The sequence below is a fragment of the Oleiphilus sp. HI0128 genome, assembly GCF_001635365.1.
In genome coordinates this window covers 1-605 of the sequence record NZ_LWGG01000689.1, presented here as the reverse complement: position 1 = coordinate 605, position 605 = coordinate 1, and the positions used below count along the sequence as shown (strand labels likewise).

Annotated in this window: 1 protein-coding gene; it reads right to left on the bottom strand. The window is 45.6% G+C overall.

Translation table 11 applies throughout. The features are described 5' to 3' along the window. A partial coding sequence (locus A3763_RS08530; protein WP_255376617.1) for an EF-Tu/IF-2/RF-3 family GTPase occupies positions 1–605 on the bottom strand: 605 nt, incomplete at both ends.

Here is a 605-nt window from a genome sequence, read left to right as displayed (position 1 = left end):
GTATGACGACCACCTTCATCTTTACCCAAGATATATACTTCAGCTTCAAACTTAGTGTGAGGCTTAACAGAACCAGGCACACATAGAACCTGACCACGCTCAACTTCGTCACGCTTAGTACCACGCAGAAGAACACCAACGTTCTCACCCGCACGACCTTCGTCTAGAAGCTTACGGAACATCTCAACACCAGTACAAGTAGTGGTTTGAGTTTCCTTGATACCAACAATCTCGATTTCTTCACCAACTTTGATGATACCACGCTCAACACGACCCGTTACAACCGTACCACGACCTGAGATTGAGAACACGTCCTCAACAGGCATTAGGAATGGCTGATCTACAGCACGCTCTGGCTCTGGAATATAAGAATCTAGCGACTCAACCAACTTCTTAACAGCAGTTGTACCTAGCTCGTTATCATCTTCGCCGTTCAATGCCATCAAAGCAGAACCTGCGATAATTGGCGTATCATCACCTGGGAACTCATAAGTGTCTAGCAACTCACGAATTTCCATTTCAACCAATTCAAGCATCTCGTTGTATTCTTCTGAACCTGCACCACCACAGTCTTCAGCCAACAAGTCAGCCTTGTTCAAGAATAC